The organism is Nostoc sp. PCC 9305 (genome assembly GCF_963920915.1).
Lineage (GTDB): Bacteria > Cyanobacteriota > Cyanobacteriia > Cyanobacteriales > Nostocaceae > Nostoc.
The window spans coordinates 1-15,644 of the sequence record NZ_CAWUDN010000145.1; the positions used below are offsets into that span (position 1 = coordinate 1).

Annotated in this window: 9 protein-coding genes; 5 read left to right on the forward strand and 4 right to left on the reverse strand. The window is 40.8% G+C overall.

What is annotated here, in order from left to right; all coding sequences use genetic code 11:
• Positions 1-337: 337 nt before the first annotated feature.
• Positions 338-559, reverse strand: coding sequence for a hypothetical protein (locus ACM0OX_RS32315; protein ID WP_118164473.1), 222 nt, complete (start codon positions 557-559; stop codon positions 338-340).
• A 320-nt stretch (positions 560-879) separates the two neighbouring features.
• Here ACM0OX_RS32315 and ACM0OX_RS32320 point away from each other — a divergent pair, with 320 nt between their 5' ends.
• A complete protein-coding gene (locus ACM0OX_RS32320) occupies positions 880-1,395 on the forward strand; it encodes a hypothetical protein (protein ID WP_414519048.1) in 516 nt (171 codons plus the stop codon).
• A 193-nt stretch (positions 1,396-1,588) separates the two neighbouring features.
• Here ACM0OX_RS32320 and ACM0OX_RS32325 read toward each other — a convergent pair whose 3' ends face one another.
• Positions 1,589-2,770 (reverse strand): tyrosine-type recombinase/integrase, encoded by a 1,182-nt coding sequence (locus ACM0OX_RS32325; RefSeq protein ID WP_414519049.1) that lies wholly within the window; start codon positions 2,768-2,770, stop codon positions 1,589-1,591.
• A gap of 458 nt (positions 2,771-3,228) precedes the next feature.
• On the opposite strand from ACM0OX_RS32325, the gene ACM0OX_RS32330 reads away from it, so the two are divergent.
• Positions 3,229-9,234 (forward strand): translocation/assembly module TamB domain-containing protein, encoded by a 6,006-nt coding sequence (locus ACM0OX_RS32330; RefSeq protein ID WP_414519050.1) that lies wholly within the window; start codon positions 3,229-3,231, stop codon positions 9,232-9,234.
• Positions 9,235-9,248: 14 nt separating this feature from the next.
• Here the strand turns inward: ACM0OX_RS32330 and ACM0OX_RS32335 are convergent, their stop codons facing one another.
• Positions 9,249-10,076 (reverse strand): Rpn family recombination-promoting nuclease/putative transposase, encoded by an 828-nt coding sequence (locus ACM0OX_RS32335; RefSeq protein WP_414519051.1) that lies wholly within the window; start codon positions 10,074-10,076, stop codon positions 9,249-9,251.
• Positions 10,077-10,141: 65 nt separating this feature from the next.
• Positions 10,142-11,068 carry a carbohydrate ABC transporter permease gene (locus ACM0OX_RS32340; protein ID WP_414519052.1) on the reverse strand — a complete coding sequence of 309 codons (927 nt, stop codon included), beginning with the start codon at positions 11,066-11,068 and terminating at the stop codon, positions 10,142-10,144.
• A gap of 168 nt (positions 11,069-11,236) precedes the next feature.
• On the opposite strand from ACM0OX_RS32340, the gene ACM0OX_RS32345 reads away from it, so the two are divergent.
• The 3 genes from ACM0OX_RS32345 to rtcA all read left to right on the forward strand — a co-directional run bounded on the left by ACM0OX_RS32345 (position 11,237) and on the right by rtcA (position 14,613).
• Positions 11,237-11,899, forward strand: a complete 663-nt coding sequence (locus tag ACM0OX_RS32345; protein WP_414519053.1) for a GIY-YIG nuclease family protein — start codon at positions 11,237-11,239, stop codon at positions 11,897-11,899.
• A 172-nt stretch (positions 11,900-12,071) separates the two neighbouring features.
• On the forward strand, positions 12,072-13,418 hold the full coding sequence (locus tag ACM0OX_RS32350; protein WP_414519054.1) for an FAD-binding oxidoreductase: 1,347 nt from the start codon (positions 12,072-12,074) through the stop codon (positions 13,416-13,418).
• 145 nt (positions 13,419-13,563) lie between these two features.
• Positions 13,564-14,613, forward strand: a complete 1,050-nt coding sequence (gene rtcA / locus ACM0OX_RS32355; RefSeq protein WP_414519055.1) for an RNA 3'-terminal phosphate cyclase — start codon at positions 13,564-13,566, stop codon at positions 14,611-14,613.
• The last annotated feature ends 1,031 nt before the right edge of the window (positions 14,614-15,644 follow it).

The window sequence follows — 15,644 nt, forward strand, 5'->3', positions numbered from 1 at the left end:
GCATGACAAAATCCATGAAAGAGGAAGTACAGCAACAAGACAATCCTCCTGAATTTTGTAGAGAAGCTATTCAAAAAGCACTGGATGAAAAGAAAGGAAGGCAATAGTAATTAGAGCTTTATTTCTAAGATTCTGTCTAAACTACACAGATAGCTGAAAAGCAATATATATAACAAATTTAAGGCTAGAGTTTGAAAATTGACTCTAGCCTTAAATTTATAGCTGTATCTCTCACTATGTGAGAACCTTAGCGCATCCGTGCCGATTGATTTTCATCGCACTTCTGTAGACCCTGTATGGGGAAGGGGACAATCTTGCTTGATGACTTACAAAAAAGTTAGGGGTCGATTTCTTTTTCTAGATTTTTTATGTAGACCTCAAATTCTTCAATTGAAAAATTTTCTGTTATCCCTTTTCGTTGTACCTGCCATTCTATTGTCTGTTTTTCATGATTTACGTGTTCTCCACAACTAGATATTTCATATTTATCATCGTTCACTAGAACTTTACATTTATCAATCAACCTTTCTCTTCTAGCAAATTCTTCAGGAGTTGACATGATGTTATTTTTTACCTTAATTGAGTTAAATCAAAGTAATTTTTCTCTGAAAAGATTAAAATATTAGCAATAAAACTTAATAAGAATTTTTAGATTATTTTTTTAACAATAGCAATTATTTATCTATTTCTGGGAATTATGTATATAGTTCTCTAAAGGAATGCTTTTTATGTCACGAGAAATCAAAATTTGTAACCAACCTCTATGGTTTTTAGCAGAACAATGCCATGAAAACGCCACAGCAGTTATTAAAGGATTTTTAGAGTTATTTAATTAGCAATCAAATAAGAAGTTACTAGTTATAATTTAATAGAGTTTTTATGTCTGACTTAAGAGTTTACCAACTATCTGATAAAACTGTGCTGAAAAAATTCAAACCAGAAACTAAGATGTCTTTAATAGTAGGGTCAGTAGAAAAACTAGATAACAGTTACGACCGTTTTGTAATACGTCAAATTGAAAGGAAGAGTAAAAATATATATTTTGATGGATTTGATGAATATCGTTGTGAACGAACACAGGAACATAAAGAAATTTATACAACTTATGTAACAGTTGAAATTGATTTAGAGTGGCGTAATAATCAACTAAAAATGATAGAAGATAATAAAAAGACAAGCGCAGGTCTTTTTTATTCTTCTTTAGGCGTATTGTTAATTTCATTTTTTATACATGGTTCTAATAGTCCAAATAAACAGCATTCTTCTAATTTCTTTATAGATATAATTTCGGGATTGAGTGTTATATCAACACCACTGTTAGGATTGACTTTTTGGGGTTATAATAGGCAACAACATATATTTACTGAATTGAAAAATAATCAAGACTCTACTTGAAGATATCTTTTCAACTGTGTAATACGCTTTTAATATTTACTCTGTGCCTGTTTTACTTGTATGTCGTCAAATAGATATTTGACGACATTCTTGCTCACAGTCTATTTATAAAAATAGAATAATTTCATAGTTAAATCTCTTCTTAATTAGGGAATTATAATTGGAGTAATTTCAACTACACTTCTCTATTTACTTAGATGTCTTTCAGTACTCTTTCCTTATCCGGTTGTAGATAATGCTTAATAAGAGTGTCCACACTGTTGCCGCAACTGTCAGCTAATAAACCCAAGTCAGCACCGTTATTAGCTTGAATACTAATAAAAGTATGTCTAGTAGAGTAGGGTTTAAGATAACTGTGTATTAATCCTTGAGTAGCAAGTCTACTAACAACCCCAGGATAACTATAAGCCTTTCCGTCCTCATTTACACGGTTATTATGGTTCCAAGCTACTCTAATCTTAGGTGAGTCATAGTATTTGCCTTTGTTACTAAAAACTAATTCATTATCATTTTCTGTTTTTTCCTTCAAAGTTTTTAATAGATTAATTAATCTATTCATGCCTTTCATTTTAAACCATCTAATTACTTCCGTTTTAGTGGTTTTACTTCTCTTTAATGAATAAGAATAACTTTCACCAAAAATTATCCATCCTGAATCAAATTTAATATCTTTCCATCTAAGTGCGAATGCTTCGCCGTGCCTACATCCAGTAAGAAATAAGAATTCAATTAAATTCGCAACTTCTCTCTCGTGTTTTTTATTTGATTCATAAAATGCATTGATAATTATATCTCTCTCTTCCAATGTATAAGCCTTGTAATCTTCTTCTTGTAACTGTTGTAATTTTTTAGGCAGTCGATAAGATTCTTTAATTTCGTTAAAATAATCTCGGTTTATTCCTAAGTTATTATTAATTGCCCATAAGGAAAGAGAAGACAAAGCACCGTACAAAGTTTTTATTAAATGCTTACCAGTTTTTTTTGCATTCAATGTATTAATAATTAAACTTGCTGTTTCTTCTCCAAACTCTTGATCTAGAAAAGGTGTTAGCAATGTAGTGTAAGTAGTTTGGTATAGTGTCCTATGTGTTGACTCAGCAATTTGTTGTGTTTGTAGCTTCCAAGCGATATATTTACTCCACAATTCTCCTAATGTAGGTAATGCTCTCGCGGTCGGTAACTGAGTAACTGTAGCTAGCATCGGCTTGATATCCAGGTACTTAGCCAGGGTAGGGTCAAATAATCCTCCGTCTGGATGGTCGATATCAGCTTGTATCCGCCTAGCTATGCTATCAGCCCATTGTTTGTTTTCTGGGGTATCACTTCTGCCTAACCCTTTATAAGCTTGACGTTTACCGTAGAACTCCTGACTCACCCTAGTACTGAACTGGAGGCGGAGAGAACCTTTGTCAACTCCTACGTTTACGTCAGCTAATCGGTTATAACCCTTGGTATTTGGACTTTTTGAGTACATCTAGTAATTTTCTAGTAATTTTTATTGTTTCAGTTCTTGAATAACTGCTTAAATACTAGAATACCTGATGAGTACCATTACATCCATTGGTGTAATCATCTGTCCTTTTTAAGGTTTATTCATATTAAAGTTCGAGATTGTGCCTCAAGGAAAGTCACAGGAATAATTTTCACTCTATTCAGATTTTCCTGAAAACGCCAATATTATTAAGCATAAGTATTGGATCGAGAAAATACCGTAACTCAACCAATGGGGTCTTGGGTTTAGTTGGCGTATCCTGGAAATGGCATACTGAACCAATGTGCCAGTTAATGCTTGTGTGTGCCAGCGACATCCGGCAATTAATACAGTGAAAGCAAATGACTAAATCTACCAATCAAGATATTCATTCCCCCTCCCCTATCCGCAAACGTTTGTGGTTGCTGGTGTTGAGCCGGGGTAGCATTACCTTGGGCGGACTTTTGCTGTTAGGAGTTATCGTTGGTATTTGGCGGTTGTGGACTTTTGTCCAAACAGAGTTAACGCCGTTAGCACAACAAAGTCTCACTACTACACTCAACCGTCCGGTAAACCTGGGAAGAGTTACACAATTTTCGTTGACGGGAGTGCAGTTTGGGGCTTCAGCTATCCCAGCCACGCCCACAGATCCAGACCGGGCTACAGTCGAATCTGTAGAGGTGGGTTTCGATCTGCTACAACTAATTTTTAATCGCCATTTAAAGCTAGATGTAACCTTAGTCAATCCAGATATTTACATTGACCAGGATGACCAAGGGCGTTGGGTTTCCACTACCATCACGTCGTCAGGTGGAAGCAGTGCAATTAAAACCGATTTGGACTACCTGCGGTTTCGTAATGCCAAGCTGGCCTTGATGCCGGATGAGGGGGCAGAGGGGCAGGGGAGCAGGGGGGCAGAGGAGCAGGGGGGCAGAGGGGCAGAGGGGCAGGAGAGCAAGGAAGAATACCCAACTTCTAACTCAGTTAACTCAGTACTAAATAAACGCTCTGCTACCGCTAACAATACTCAGCAATTGCCAGTGCTATTTTCTCAACTCAATGGATCTGCTCAACTTTTAGCAAATAACCAGTTGATCCGGTTTGAAGTTGGGGGTCAAGCAGACAGTGGTGGCAATATTTCCATTCAGGGAGAGACACGTTCTAAGGTGCTAGCAGGGACTTTCCAGGTGCAAGCACAAGATTTTTTGGCTGAGAATATTACTCGGTTGATTAAGTTACCAGTGAACTTACAGGCGGGTCGAGCCAATGGCGACTTGTTAGTTCGGTTGACACCAGGACAGCAAACTTTATTGTTTGGCAACGCTACTGTGCAAGGGGTAACGCTGCAAATACCCAAAGTCCCGCAACTGTTGAGCAATAGCCAAGGAAACCTGCACTTCCAAGGAACGGAGTTACAGTTAAATAATGTGACTAGCAACTACGGCAAAATTCCTTTAGTGGCTACGGGAATCGTCGACACTCAAGCAGGCTTGAAGTTGGCAGCGCGTGTAAATGCGGTGAGTTTGGCGAATGCCCAAGAGACTCTTAAGGTAAAATTACCTGTACCGATCGCTGGACAAGTACAAGCTTCTTTGCAAATTACCGGATCGACTAAAGAGCCAATTCTCTCCGGCTCAGTTGCCACGATTCAAACTGCCAGAATTGACAAAGTTGATTTTAATAGCATCAGTAGTAAGTTTGAGCTTGTTACTAGTTCTTCTTTAATTACCCTAAAAGATATTCAAGGTAAAGCTAAAATTGGTGGTGAGATTACGGGCGCTGGTACAATTCAACTTGGTAAGAGTCCGCGACTGGATTTAAATTTCGCTGCCAAGAATGTTCCAGGAGATGCGATCGCCAAAGTCTACGAAACAATACCTACCTTTCAAATCGGTAATGTCTCTGGTACAGCTCAACTAACTGGCGCTCCTACCAATGTCCAAACTGTGGTACAGTTTCAAGCTCCCAATGGAACTTACCCCGGAACGGGCGAGGTTGCGATCGCTTCAAATCGCACCGTCTCTTTCCGCAATGTGGCTCTGAATGTCAGTGGTGGGACAGTCCGGGCAACTGGTAGTTATGCCAATGAGCGTTGGCAAGCTGTGGCTGTTTCCTCTGGGGTAAAATTAGAACCCTTTGTAGACAAGAATCAACTGCAAAATGTCTCCTTGGCTGGGGCACAGTTCAATGGTCGTCTCCTCCTCTCAGGCAGTACAGCACCGTTTGAAATTGCCACAATTCGCAGTGATGGTGCAGGAGTTCAAATTGGTGGCGGCACAGTTGCAGTTTCTAATATCCAACTGCAAGACCAAAGCTTCTCGGCTCAACTTGTAGCTAATGGTGTGCGGTTGGGACAAATCTTGAAACAGTCTCCCCCAGCTTTAGATAATCCTTTGGCGGGAACGTTCCAAATCGCAGGTAGCAGAGATGATTTCAGCCTAAAAACCTTCCGTGGGAGTGGTGAGGGTCGTCTTGCTATTGGCAGAGGTACGGTTACAGCCTCTAATATCCAAGTTGGTAATGGTGTTTATCAGGCGCAAGTTCAGGCTAAAAATGTGCCTGTTCAGAAGTTGGCAAAAGTACCAAAGCAATTTCAAGGCGCATTAAATGGTCAGTTCAACGTAGCGGGTTCTGTTGAGTCTTTTAAACCGCAAACTATTCAAGCCAACGGTCAGGCGCGGATAAATGTTGCGGGTGGAACTATTACAGCTTCTAATATCCAGGTTGGTAATGGTTTATACCAGGCGCAAGTTCAAGCAACTAATGTACCTGTGCGGCAGTTGGCAGCAGTACCACCGCAATTTAGAGGGACGTTAACTGGTCAAGTAAACGTAGCGGGTTCTGTTGAATCGTTCCAACCGCAAACTATTCAAGCGATGGGTCAGGCGCGAGTAAATGTTGCGGGTGGAACTATTACAGCCTCTAATATCCAGGTGGGTAATGGTGTATACCAGGCGCAAGTTCAGGCAACTAATGTACCGTTACAGCAATTAGCAGCAGTACCACCACAGTTTCGAGGGACGTTAACTGGTGAAGCAAACGTGGCGGGTTCTGTTGAATCCTTCCAACCACAAACTATCCAAGCCAGTGGTCAGGGACGCCTGGATGTTGCAGGTGGAAATATTACAGCCTCTAATATCCAAGTGGGTAATGGTCGCTATCAAGCTGTAGTTGATGCTGCTGGTGTGGAATTAAATCGGTTAAATCAGCAATTGCGGGGGCAGTTTGGCGGTCAGTTGCAATTAGCCGGCACACTAGGATCGTCCAAATTAGCTGATGTGCGTGCTGCTGGACAGGTGCAATTATCCCAAGGTATCCCTGGTCTAGAGCAACCCTTGACGGCTGCGATCGCTTGGAGTGGTGAAAGGCTGACTATTGAACGAGCAACTGCTCCCGGTTTAAGTGTTACTGGTAACATATTAGCCAATGCAAAGCAAGCAGGTATACCGGAAATTACTGCCCTAAATCTCAACGTCCAAGCCCAGAATTACAACTTAAAACAGTTACCAATCAATCTTCCCAATCAAGTTGCTGTGGCGGGAAGAGTAGATTTTAATGGTCAAATCACTGGGAAACCGCCCTTGCCAAATGTAGTAGGGCAAATTAATTTACGAGACTTGGTTGTTCAAGATATTGCTTTTGAGCCGTTGTTAACTGGAAACATCGATTCAGTACAGGGACGCGGTTTGAGTTTAAACTTGGCAGGTAATAGCGATCGCTTATCTTTCAATTTAGATGCCAATAATCGCCCGAAATCTTTCTTAGTAAAATGGCAGCAAGCATCAGCCACAGGTAATGTTCAAGGAAATGATTGGACGCTGAAACTTGCCAATTTCCCCTTACAAATATTGAATTTGACTCCGCCACCAATTACTCGATTGGGTGCTGGTAAGATAGCTGGATTGTTAACTGGGGATTTACTGTTTAATCAGCAGACATTGGCAACAACGGGAAATTTAGCGATCGCAAATCCGCAAATTGGCCGGGTTAAAGGCGATCGAATAGCTGCTCAATTCCGCTACGGTGACGGTAAAGCTACACTCACTAGTAGCGAATTTGTCAAAGGAAAAAGTAGCTACGCCCTTGTTGGTACTGTGGCTCAAAGCCCTAAAGGCCCTCAACTACAAGGTAAATTGAACGTCAAGCAGGGTGAGATCCAAGATGTTCTGGCTGTAGCAAAGGTATTTGATCTACAAAATTTGCCTGGTGGTTCGCCAGAAATCTACGGCACAGCAGCGGATCTGACTACCAATCCCCAAGGAACGCCAAATGAACCCTTATTAACCCAAATCCAACGGTTTTCTGAAATTGAAGCTTTGGTGGCAGAACAGGAAGAACAGCGACTTAATTCAACTCCAATACCAGATTTGGCAGACTTAAAAGGGACTTTCAATGGAGAAGTGGCTGTAAATACAGCAACAGCCAATGGATTATCAGTGGATTTTAATTTGAATGGGCAAGACTTTGCCTGGGGTAAAAAGGAAGAACGAAATCGTTTTTATACTGCCGAAAAAGTGATTGCCGAAGGCAACTTTGAGAACGGTGTTTTAAGTTTGCGACCATTACGAATCGAATCTCAAAACAGACTGATTGCGTTTACGGGTAACGTTGGCGGTGATGAACAATCTGGTCAGCTACGGGTGAATAATTTTCCAGTACAACTATTGAATAATGTTGTTAAACTACCAGTTGGAATCACAGGTAATCTTAACGGTACAGCAGCTTTAGCCGGCAGTATTGCTAATCCTCAAGCTAGAGGGGAATTGCAAATTACAGAAGGAATACTAAATCAGAGCAAAATAGAGTCAGCAACAGCAAGTTTCAGCTATGCCAATGGACGCTTAAACTTTGGTAGTACTGTAGCAGTTGCTGGGCCAAAACCTGTTGATATTACTGGAAGTATCCCTTATAAATTACCTTTTGCTTCAGTCGCACCAGACAGCGATCAAATCAGTTTGGATATGAAGCTGGAAAACGAGGGATTGGGGCTGTTAAACGCATTAACTAATCAAGTGTTATTTGAAAAAGGTGAAGGAGAAGTAGACCTGAAGGTGCGGGGAACACTGCAAAAACCCGAAGTAAATGGAATTGCTACTGTCAATAATGCGACTTTTTCAGCCCAGGCTTTGCCAGGTAAGTTGAGACGCGTCACAGGTAGAGTGCTGTTTAATTTTGACAGCATCTTAGTAGAAAATCTTCAAGGTAGATTTAGCCGTGGAAAGGTAGAAGCTGCTGGTGAAATTCCCATCTTCAACAATGAGAACGTAACTATCAAAAATCCATTGACTGTTAATCTCGATCAGTTAGCGTTGAATCTTAAGGGACTTTATCAGGGAGGCGCTAGTGGCAATTTGCAGATTACTGGTTCTGCCCTTAATCCCATAATTGGCGGTAGAGTAAATTTATTTGATGGAAAGGTATTGCTGGCAGAATCTACCGACGCTGCGACATCTGCAAACGGTAGTATTGGCGTATCACCTACAAAACCTACAAAAGATAATAAGCAGAGCAAATCTGAAATTGGAAATGGAACAGGAAATACTAACGCCAGATTTAATAATTTAGATTTGGAATTAGGTAAAAACGTCCAAATTACCCGTGACCCTATTCTCAACTTCCGCGCCACTGGTAATCTCATAGTTAACGGCTTAATCAATCAGCCGATACCTGATGGCACTATTCAGTTAGAAAAAGGAGGGGTAAATTTATTTACTACCCAATTTAACCTTGCTCGTGGCTATAAACACACTGCAACCTTTAGTCCTTCTCAACCCCGCGACCCCAACTTAGATATTCGGCTATTTGCCAAAGTATTGGATGTAACTCAAAGCAATGACTTCAGCCGCGTAAATTCTACAGGTTTATCAGCATTAGAGAGTGTTCGAGTCGAAGCCACTATTAACGGTTTAGCTAGCAAACTGAATGAAAATATAGAATTAACAAGTAGTCCATCACGTAGTCAAACCGAAATTGTTGCTCTTTTAGGAGGTGGATTTGTAGACACCCAAGGACGTGCAGACAGTACTTTAGGTCTGATTAACATCGCAGGTTCGGCTGTGTTTAACAATTTTCAGTCAGCTTTTAACCAGATTGGGAGTACCTTTGGCTTAAGTGAACTGCGGATATTTCCTACCGTTATATCTGAGAATCCCGAAGCAGGAAGAAGCAATTCAACTTTAGAATTAGCAGCAGAGGCTGGGGTTGACATTTCTTCCAAAATATCTGTTTCCAGTATCAAAATTTTGACAACAAATGACCCCTTCCAATGGGGTATTAATTACCGGATAAACAATGAATTTCGCGTGCGTGCCTCCACTAACTTAACTGATGACAGTCGTGCTGTAGTAGAATATCAAAAGCGGTTTTAAAGAAATATCTTCAATTACGAATTACTTCCTGTTCCCTCTTCTCCTTGCTTCTCAATAGCTTGTTGTACTTGTTTAACATCTAATTCTAATGCTTCAGCAATTTGCTCTATACTTAAACCCAACTTAAGTAGACGGGGTATAGTATCGAGCTTTGTTTCTTTGCGAACTTCTTCTTTTACTTCCTGCTTTGTTTCTTCCTTTACTTCCTGGTAAAATTTGGTTTGTCTCCAATCGGTTAATCCAAACATCGCTTCTAACTCCTGCTGACTTTTGTTTACAAATTTGTAGATAAGCATTCTCTCTACTAATTCTAAAAGATTACTACGGTTAGCTTCATCCGTTTGTTGTACTTGTTTTATCAAGTTTTTCGCTTGCTGTACTGCTCGATCTTCGGCTGCAACTACTAACTTAATTATGCCTAGCCCAATCGAAGATGATGGTACATCATCTAACTCGTCTAAATAAATTGTACGAATTTGCTGTGGAGCTAATGATGTTTGATAAATGAATGGTATACCTGGATCGAGATTACGTTGAGCAAAAAGTAATACTGCTTGCCAGCGACGTTGAGGTTTATATTGATTGATATAGAGGAAAGCTTCTGTAATTATTCGCCAGTAAATATCATCATCGCGCTGAAACTGTACCTCAACAAAATAGATTGTGTCTTCTGGGTAGTCAGGTTTGGGTAAGAATAAGCCATCGATACGACGTGCTAGTTCTTTGATTTCTACTGAGGTAAATTGGTAGTGTAATGCTAAAGCTTGCGATTTTTCCAAAAGTTCAAATAATACACCTGGAAGAGTTTGGAATAAGGTGTAAAAAATCGTGTCTGTTTTCATGCACTCTCGATATTTGAATATTTTCAGATTATCGGGGCTGACGGAAAATGATTTTTCTAAATTTATTAAATTGTGATATCATCACCTTGCTGATTAATAGCTAATCGCAAAACTGACAAACCTAAAATTATTAAAAATAGCACTAGCCCAATTGTGCAAGCATAGCTAATTTCCAAGTTATTGAAGGCTTGCTCATATAAATAATAAACAATCGTTTTCGAGCTACTGAGTGGGCCTCCTTGAGTCATAATGTAGACTTCTTCAAAGACTTTGGTCGCAGAAATAGCCGAAATTACCGCCACTAGTGCTAGATATGGCTTCATTAAAGGTATGGTAATATCCCAATGTTTGCTAATACCATCAGAGCCATCAATGGCTGCGGCTTCGTACACATCAGCAGGAATTGATTGCAACCCCGCTAAATAAATCACCATATAGTAGCCTAATCCTTTCCATACGGTGACAGCCATGACGCTAGCAAGAGAGATTGGTACAATTCCAAAAATTTTTGCTGGGCTAGTTAGCCAAGGAATACCTTCTGGAAAAAGACCTAAAGCTTTAAATAACTGATTGAGTAATCCGTTTTCTGCATACAGCCATTTCCAAGCTATTCCCGCAACCACCATTGAAATTACCACTGGAGTGTAGTACGCTGCTCTAAACCAATTCATTCCCCGCAGTTTCTGATTTACCAAAATTGCCAGTACTAAGGGAGCAATTACTAAAATTGGTACTACACCTACAAGATATAAAAAAGTGTTTTCCAAGGTTTTCCAAAAAACTGCATCCTTCCAAAGCTTGAGAAAGTTGGCTAAACCTATCCATTGTGGCGGCTGGGCAATGTCTTCATAGCTGGTAAAACTGAGGTAAAACGCTTGCAATGCAGGCCAAAAGACAGTTAATCCTAAAAGAACTAAGGCGGGTAATAAAAATAAATAAGGGGTAAGCCGCTGTTTGATGAACATCCAATTTTTAGGTATCAATTGATTCATAAGAAGTTTAATAGTTGTTTTTGCTTTGTCAAAACAAGAATTTGGAGATGTGAGTAGATTTAAGCTTCAATATTTTAAGGGCATTATTTGCTTGTGTAAGCATTGGCGTAGCCTCTCGTAAAGAAGTTCGTCGTAGACATCGCTAATTAATAACTCGGAGAAACTGCAATGGAAACTCAGCACAATCCGCCAATTGAACATCAAAATGTCCCCATAAACCACCGTGGACTGCATGATTTTTTGTATAGTTCTGACAACGAACACACCGCCATTGAGGTGAGTATAACTCCTGAACTGGCAAACAATGGTACTGAAATCATTGAGTTTGAGGCTTGGAGTGTAGCTGCTCAGAACGCTAAAATTGCCGGGGTTTATGCAGTATTAGATGTAGAACGTCGCACGCAGTACATTGGCTATTCTCGAAATGTGTTGCTTTCCCTAAACGGCCATCTTCGCCAAAATGGCGAGCAAAAGTGTGCTTTTGTACGCGTGCAAGCATTCAAGTTTCCCAAACGTCAAGAAATGGAAGATTTGCGAGATGCGTGGATAGCAGAACTCGAAAGTACGCCACCTGGTAATGCAACTGAAAGCGAAATGTGGGCTAGTACGGTAGGTGAAGCGACTAAGGCGGTAATGTCAGAAGCTCAACTTCAAGCCTACGAGGAGAAAAAGCTAAAACTACGGAAAGCAATGGCTGATACAACTCTTTCTAAAGAGTTAGAAACAATAGATGCGAGTGAAGCCGAACGTCAGCGTCAACTTGAAGCTGCTGTGAAAAACGATGACTGGAGTGTAATTATCGACGCACAGACACAGGAAACCAAGCATTGATTTTTGTCTGCTTGAGTGCGCTATCTGACTTATTGAGTAAGTGGCATGAAAGTTCTGTGAAAGATGAGAGTTAAGATTTTAAAACGCAAAGGGGCGCTGAGGGAAGCGCAAAGGTTCGCAGAGGAGTGAATTCTTTGCGTTCCTCTGCGTTAAAAAAGAAGGATAGATATATATGACGACAAAATTAGATGCTCTGATTAATTCTCTAGAAGGCATAGAAATTATTACCGATTTTACCCAAGTCGCAAAATTATCCCAGGATTATCACACTTTTAGCCCTGTGTTAGTGTCGAAACTAGAGGGAAAAGTTGGGGATATCGTAGTGCGTCCCGCGAATGAAGCAGAGGTTTTAAAAGTTGCAGCCGCCTGTGCAAAACATCGTATACCTGTAACTGTGCGAGGTGCGGGAACTGGGAATTATGGGCAATGTGTACCGTTGCACGGTGGTGTAATTTTAGATATGACGCGGTTGCAAGAGATTCTTTGGGTAAAACCGGGGGTGGCGCGGGTAGAAGCTGGGGTGAAGTTGGCAGCTTTGGATAAAAAAACACGAGAAATCGGCTGGGAAATCCGTATGGCTCCCTCTACGTACCGCACAGCGACAATTGGCGGATTTATTGCTGGGGGAAGTGGGGGTATTGGCTCGATCCAATATGGGTTACTAGGCGATCGCGGTAATATCTTAGCATTGCGAGTGATAACTGTAGAAGATGAACCCCGTGCGATCGCATTACGCGGCGATGATGTCCAGAAGGTGAATCATGCTTGGGGAATTAATGGCATCATCACTGAAGTCGAAATTCCTTTAGGGCCAGCTTATCCTTGGGCAGAAGTCATTGTCACCTTTGACGACTTTATGACAGCAGCAAAGTTTGGTCAGGCAATTGGCAATGCTGATGGCATGATTAAGAAGTTGATTTCTGTCTTTGCATCCCCAATTTCCCAATATTTTCACGCAGTACAAGAGTATATTCCTGAAGGAACTCACTCAGTATTTTTGATAATTTCTGAACCGAGTTTGGAATTCTTACCGGCTTTGGTGCAGCAATACGGCGGACAGATTACATATAAAAAAACAGCGGAGGAAGCAGCCAAAGGTACACATTTAGCAGAATTTAGCTGGAACCATACTACCTTACTTGCCCGGAGTGTAGATAGTGATATTACATACTTACAAAGTCTCTTTCCTAAAGATAGCAGTTTGCAACTAGTAGAGCAGATGTATAATTACTTCGGTGATGAGGTAATGATGCATTTAGAATTTTTTCGGGTGAATGGTGTCGTAGTTCCTGGTGCATTGCAACTTGTGCGCTACACCACAGAAGAACGCCTCAATGAAATTATCCGCTATCACGAAGAACAGGGTGTGAGTATTGCCAATCCTCATACGTATATTATTGAAGACGGCGGCAGAAAAGTTATTGATCCTGAACAGTTAAAATTTAAAGAAATAGTCGATCCTTATGGGTTGATGAACCCCGGTAAAAGCAAGGTTCTTCAATTCCAAACTCAAAATTAGCAAACTACAGAAACACATATCAGAAATTTCTCTGTATATTTGTGTAACCTACCTTCAAAAAGCTAGTTGCTGGGCGTTTATAATTTGTGGTTTGATTTTAAGAGCCGTGGGGATAACCCAAAATCCAACATTCCAATAATCGCCCATGATTGAAATTGACGGTTCCTACGGAGAGGGAGGCGGACAAGTTCTTCGCACTTCCTTAAGTCTAGCCGCCATTACCGGCGAACCCATACGAATTACAGGCATTCGCGCTGGACGCAAAAAGCCAGGATTAGCAGCACAACACTTAACAGCAGTTCGGGCGGCGGCGAGAATTTGTAATGCCCAACTACGAGGTGATGCTTTGGGTTCAATGCTGCTGGAATTCATCCCAGGTAGTGGTGTGCAAGCTGGAATTTATACCTTTGATGTTAGTAAAGCACAACAAGGTGGTTCTGCGGGTGCGATCGCTCTGGTTCTTCAAACAATTCTCTTACCTTTGGCACTAGCATCTGGCAATTCTCTGGTGACGCTAAAGGGTGGAACTCATGTGAACTTTAGCCCGACAGCGACGTACATTGAGCAAGTTTATCTGCCCATACTGCAACGCATGGGTGTAGAAGCCCAAGTCAAGTTAGGCGCTTGGGGGTGGTATCCCCAAGGCGGGGGAGAGGTAGAGTTACAGGTAAATGGCGGTGGTAAACTCGGTGGGATCGACTTGTTGGAACGCGGCGATTTACAACAGGTGCGGGGACTAGCAGTGGTGACGGAATTGCCTTCCCATATTCCGCAACGGATGGCGAATCGTGCGGAGAATTTGTTACGGGAAGCCCATTTAAAGGTTACTGTACAGACTTTGCGAGAAAGAGGTGTGGCACCTGGGGCGGGTATTTTTCTCACTGCTGAGTATCAGAATAGCTTAACTGGCTTTGGCGGATTTGGGCGTTTGCGGTTGTCGGCAGAAACAGTTGCAGAGATTGCTTGTCAGCAACTACTTGAGTTTCATCACACCGGCGCACCGGTGGATGAACATTTAGCAGATCAGTTATTATTGCCAGCTGCTTTAGCTTCACAAGAAAGTCAGTATCGAGTAGCTGAAGTGAGTAGACATTTGACGACAAATGCAGCAGTTATTGAACAGTTTGGGTTGGCGCAAATAACAGTAGATGAAGCTGAGAAAGTAGTATCCGTGATTCCTGTAATTGGTGGATAAGATTAGAGAATAAACACTTTTTTAAGAGTCTTGATTTTTGTAGTATCAATGCCACATTCAAGTTTAGAGATAGGATTTAAGCTTTTCCATTTGCCTTTACTAGGACTAAATATAATATCAGATGATTTTTCTATATCAATAGCTTCAAAACCATCTATTTTAGATTTTGACAAATAAATCAAACGAGTAATATCATGTCCGCTTGATTGCTTATTAAACCCGAAGAACCCCACCCCCGCCAAAGCTACGCTTTGTCTCCCCTCCCCGCAAGCGGCTATCCATTAGTCACATCTTTCTTTACAATCTTGAAACCTATGCTCTATAGCCGTCTTAGACACTGAATAGTTAGGCATACTTGACAAATTCGCTTTTAATATTCTCGCTAAAACTGCGTTTTTATTGAGAATAAACAACGAACCAATAAGGGTTATAAAAGCCTGAGTGAATACTCTCACGAATGTTAAGAAAGATCCGGGTAATGGATAGCCGCAAGCGGGGAGGGGATTAAGGGGTGGGGTGCAATGACTGTGGGAATCATAACTAATTATGCGGACATGGTATAAACACTTCATCTGCGATCGCTAGCAAAACAAAGATGAAGCATAAGTCAATATACTAGGTGAAGGAAAATACATTGCAGTACTAATATTTTGCCTCTATTCCCGATGACAAAATTACCTGTGAGTGTATAGCAACCTAGAAAATGCCTCATTTCAAAAGAGTTGAAATGAGGCAAAGGAGCTTATATAAGTAAAAACAGAAAACTTTTGATACTTTATCTAGGGGCATTTGCAATCAATCCTGTAAAGCCAGATTTGTTGTAAGAATAAGCAAATGACAAATTTACAAGGCGATCGCAAGTGGGGTTAAAACTGAGTTCAGTTGTTCTTGATACCTAATACTTACTTAAATATCGAACATAGCCTCTGAATTTACCTCTGCTAAAGGTATATATTTAGGTTAAGTAAGTTTGCGAGGGAGCAATGCGATTTTGTGAGGTCTGGTCAAAAACAAGCGATCGCTAAAAATTA